The 4,236-nt window shown below is 69.5% G+C and carries 6 protein-coding genes; 5 read left to right on the top strand and 1 reads right to left on the bottom strand.

Features of this window, described 5'->3' with window-relative positions; genetic code table 11:
* Positions 1 to 293 (bottom strand): hypothetical protein (locus AC27KI_RS19805; protein ID WP_487115413.1); only part of this gene is annotated, 293 nt, incomplete at its 3' end.
* 222 nt (positions 294 to 515) lie between these two features.
* Between AC27KI_RS19805 and radA the strand changes: the two genes are divergently transcribed.
* The 5 genes from radA to AC27KI_RS19780 form a co-directional block, all read left to right on the top strand.
* A complete protein-coding gene (radA, locus tag AC27KI_RS19800) occupies positions 516 to 1,895 on the top strand; it encodes a DNA repair protein RadA (RefSeq protein ID WP_284394641.1) in 1,380 nt (459 codons plus the stop codon).
* 82 nt (positions 1,896 to 1,977) lie between these two features.
* Positions 1,978 to 2,427, top strand: coding sequence for a glycerate kinase (locus AC27KI_RS19795; protein WP_272565926.1), 450 nt, complete (start codon positions 1,978 to 1,980; stop codon positions 2,425 to 2,427).
* A gap of 42 nt (positions 2,428 to 2,469) precedes the next feature.
* Positions 2,470 to 3,408, top strand: coding sequence for a branched-chain amino acid transaminase (locus AC27KI_RS19790; protein ID WP_272565924.1), 939 nt, complete (start codon positions 2,470 to 2,472; stop codon positions 3,406 to 3,408).
* A 5-nt stretch (positions 3,409 to 3,413) separates the two neighbouring features.
* Entirely contained in the window at positions 3,414 to 3,620 is a 207-nt protein-coding gene (locus AC27KI_RS19785; protein WP_272549760.1) for a zinc-finger domain-containing protein, read from the top strand.
* Between the two features lie 3 nt (positions 3,621 to 3,623).
* Positions 3,624 to 4,236: glycosyltransferase family 2 protein (locus AC27KI_RS19780; protein ID WP_487115411.1), on the top strand; the 613-nt coding region annotated here is incomplete at its 3' end.

Here is a 4,236-nt window from a genome sequence, read left to right as displayed (position 1 = left end):
GCGGTGGCCGGCGCCGGCGTGCTGCCGCCGAACACGGCGCCGCCGGCCGGGGCGGAGGAAGACGGGGTGGAGGACATGCCGGCGTCCGACGCAGGCGTGGCCGGCGTGGCAGGGGCGGGGGTGGCGGGGGTCGTCGGCGCCGGGGTGGTGACGGGTGCGGTGTTGGTGGGCGTGTCGGCTGGCTTGTTGCGGTCGCAGGCGGTGAGCGCCAGGGCGGACACGACGATCAGCGGGGCGGCGGCGAGCCAGCGGCGGGAAGGGGTGGCCGAAGCGTTCATGGTGGTTGGGGTCATGGGTTGTATCTCCTTGAATGGCGTGCGGCGGACTGCCGCTGGAATGGGCATGCTAGGCAGGCTCCAGCAGGCGCGGGGTAGGATAGGGTTGACATCGCAATTGCTTACTTTCAGGCCGCGCACCCCCGCTGGCGCCCGGCTTGGGGCCGCTGTGGGCTGGCCGCCGCCGGGCATGCCGCCCCGCTGCGATCCCCCCTGCTGCCCCGTTTCCCGATCCCTGCCATGGCCAAAGAAAAAACCCTCTTCACCTGCTCCGAGTGCGGCGGCACCAGCCCGCGCTGGCTGGGCAAATGCCCGGCCTGCGGTGCCTGGAACACCCTGGTCGAAACCGTGGCCGAGGCCGGCCCGGGCAAAAACCGGCTCAGCGCGCCGCAGTTCTCGGGCCTGGCCCAGGCCCAGGCGGTGATGCCGCTGGCCGCCATCGAGGCGACCGACATCGCCCGCACGCCGAGCGGCATCGACGAGCTGGACCGGGTGCTGGGCGGGGGCATCGTGGAGGGCGGCGTGGTGCTGATCGGCGGCGACCCGGGCATCGGCAAATCCACGCTGCTGCTGCAGGCGCTGGATGCGCTGCAGCGCGTGGGCCTGCCCACGCTGTACGTGACGGGCGAGGAAAGCGGCGCCCAGGTGGCGCTGCGCTCGCGCCGCCTGGGCCTGGACCACAGCCAGGTGAACGTGCTGGCCGAGATCCAGCTGGAAAAAATCCTCGCCACCATCGATGCCACCCAGCCGGCCGTGGCGGTGATCGACTCGATCCAGACGGTGTACTCCGACCAGCTCACGAGCGCGCCCGGGTCGGTGGCCCAGGTGCGCGAGTGCGCGGCGCACCTCACGCGGGCGGCCAAGGCCTCGGGCGTGACCATCATCCTCGTGGGCCACGTCACCAAGGAGGGGGCGCTCGCCGGCCCGCGCGTGCTGGAGCACATGGTCGATACGGTGCTGTACTTCGAAGGCGACACGCACAGCCAGTTCCGCCTGGTGCGCGCCATCAAGAACCGCTTCGGCGCGGTCAACGAGATCGGCGTGTTCGCCATGACGGAAAAGGGCCTCAAGGGCGTGACCAACCCGAGTGCCATCTTCCTGAGCCAGCACAGCGAGCCCGTGCCGGGCAGCTGCGTGCTGGTCACGCTGGAGGGCACGCGGCCCATGCTGGTGGAGATCCAGGCGCTGGTGGACGAGGGCGGCCCCAGTCCGCGCCGGCTGTCGGTGGGGCTGGACCGCGACCGCCTGGCCATGCTGCTGGCGGTGCTGCACCGGCATGCCGGCGTGGCCTGCATGGATCAGGACGTGTTCGTGAACGCCGTGGGCGGCGTGCGCATCAGCGAGCCCGCGGCCGACCTGGCGGTGATGCTGTCCATCACCTCCAGCCTGCGCGGCAAAGCACTCCCCCGCGGGTTCATCGCCTTCGGCGAAGTGGGGCTGGCCGGCGAGGTGCGCCCGGCCCCGCGCGGGCAGGAGCGGCTCAAGGAGGCGGCCAAGCTGGGCTTCAGCGTGGCCGTGGTGCCCAAGGCCAATGCGCCCAAGAAGCCCATCGAGGGCATCACCATCCATGCGGTGGAGCGCGTGGAGGAGGCGATGGAGGTGGTGCGCGGCATGGGCTGACGGCCGCCCGCCGGGCGGCGATGCCGCGCCTACGCACCATCCACACCCGGCCCCGGCGGCCGCCATAGGACAATCTCGCCCCATGAATCTGCGCAACCTCTTCATTCCCGTCGGCATCGCGGTGCTGGTCTTCGCGGCCCACCGCTCCTATGGCTGGCAGGGCGTCATGGCGGTCGGGGGCGGGCTCGTGATGTGGGCGCTGCTGCATTTCACCCGGCTCATGAACGTCATGCGCAAGGCGGCCGACCGGCCCATCGGCCACGTGGGCAGCGCCGTCATGCTCAATGCCAAGCTGCGCAAGGGGGTCAATCTCATGCACGTGGTGGCCATGACGCGTTCGCTGGGCGAGCCGCTGTCGGCCGACGGCGAGGAGCCCGAGCGCTACCGCTGGACCGACGGCACGCAGTCGCACGTGACGTGCGAATTCCGGGCCGGCAAGCTGGTGGAATGGGCGCTCGTGCGGCCCGTGCCGCAGGAGGATGCGCCCCAGGCGCCGGCGGATGTGGCGGCCCCTGCCCGCGCAGACTCGTAAAATCGCGGGTTTTGCGACTTCCAGCAATTCCAAAGGAACCCCATGAGTCCCGTAGCTCCCTCGATGGCCGACCGTGACGGCAAGATATGGATGGACGGCCAGATGGTCGATTGGCGCGACGCCAAGATCCATGTGCTGACCCACACGCTGCACTACGGCTGCGGCGCCTTCGAAGGCGTGCGTGCCTACAAGACGGCCGACGGCACGGCGATCTTCCGCCTCGAGGAGCACACCGAGCGCCTGTTCAACAGCGCCAAGATCCTGCGCATGACCATTCCGTTCACCCGCGACGAGGTGAACGAGGCCCAGAAGGCCGTGGTGCGCGAGAACCAGCTCGAATCGTGCTACCTGCGCCCGCTGACCTGGATCGGCTCGCAGAAGCTGGGTGTGTCCCCCAAGGGCAACCAGATCCACCTGATGGTGGCGGCCTGGGCCTGGGGCGCCTACCTGGGCGAAGAGGGCATGAAGCGCGGCATCCGCGTCAAGACCAGCAGCTACACGCGCCACCACGTCAACATCACCATGACGCAGGCCAAGGCGGTGAGCAACTACACCAACTCGATCCTGGCCAACATGGAGGCCCTGGACGACGGCTACGACGAGGCCCTGCTGCTGGACGCCTCCGGCTTCGTGTCCGAGGGCGCGGGCGAGAACGTCTTCATCATCAAGAACGGCGTGGTGTACACGCCCGACCTGTCGGCCGGCGCGCTCAACGGCATCACGCGCAACACCATCGTCCACATCTGCAAGGACCTGGGCCTGGAGCTGGTGCAAAAGCGCATCACCCGCGACGAGGTGTACATCGCCGACGAGGCCTTCTTCACCGGCACCGCCGCCGAAGTGACGCCCATCCGCGAACTCGACCGCCTCGCCATCGGCAGCGGCTCGCGCGGCCCGATCACCGAAAAGATCCAGAGCGCCTTCTTCGACATCGTGAACGGCCGCAACCCCCAATACGCCCACTGGCTCACCAAGGTCTGAAGAACATGTCGCAAGCCATCGTCGAACTGGTCGCCAAAGACCTCAACCCCCAGGGCGGCGTCTTCTGCCCGAGCCCCAAGGCGGACATGAAGATCTGGAACACCCACCCCAAGGTGTACCTGGACGTCGCCCACACGGGCGAGGCCAAGTGCCCCTATTGCGGCACGGTGTACCGCCTGAAGGCGGGAGAACGCGTCCACTCCGGCCACTGATTGATGCCGGCTGAACGCGGCAGCGCGGCCCGCCCCACGCTCACGGTGGCGGTGCTGACGCTGAACGAGGGCCACCGCATCGAGGCCTGTCTGGCGAGCGCCTCGTTCGCCGACCAGATCGTGGTGGTGGACAGCGGCAGCACGGACGACACCGTGGCCGTGGCGCGGCGCCTGGGTGCCCAGGTGCATGTGTATCCCGACTGGCAGGGCTTTGCCGTGCAGCGCAACCGCCTGCTGGCGCATGCCACGGGCGACTACGTTTTCTTTCTCGACGCCGACGAGGTGATGGGCCCCGACTTCCGCGAGGAGCTGCAGGCCATCGTGCGCTCGGGCGAGCGCGCGGTGTGGAAGATCCGCTGGCGCATGGTGGCCTTCGGCCACGAGTTGCGCTACCTGCGCACCACCTCGACCGTGGAGCGCCTGTTCCGGCGCGACATGCTGCGCGAGTACGTGGGCGTGGTCCACGAGGAGGCCGTGCTCACCGAGCCCGGCGTGCCGCGCCACGTGATGCGCGCGCGGCTGCTGCACCACTCGCGCGAGACCGTGCGCGGCAGCCTGGAAAAGCTCACGCAGTACGCCATGCTGGGCGCCGCCAAGCGCGCGGCGGCCGGCAAGC

This window comes from Acidovorax sp. KPB24-03, assembly GCF_057546605.1.
Note: the sequence above shows the minus strand (reverse complement) of the source record. Positions and strands in the feature narration are given on the sequence as shown.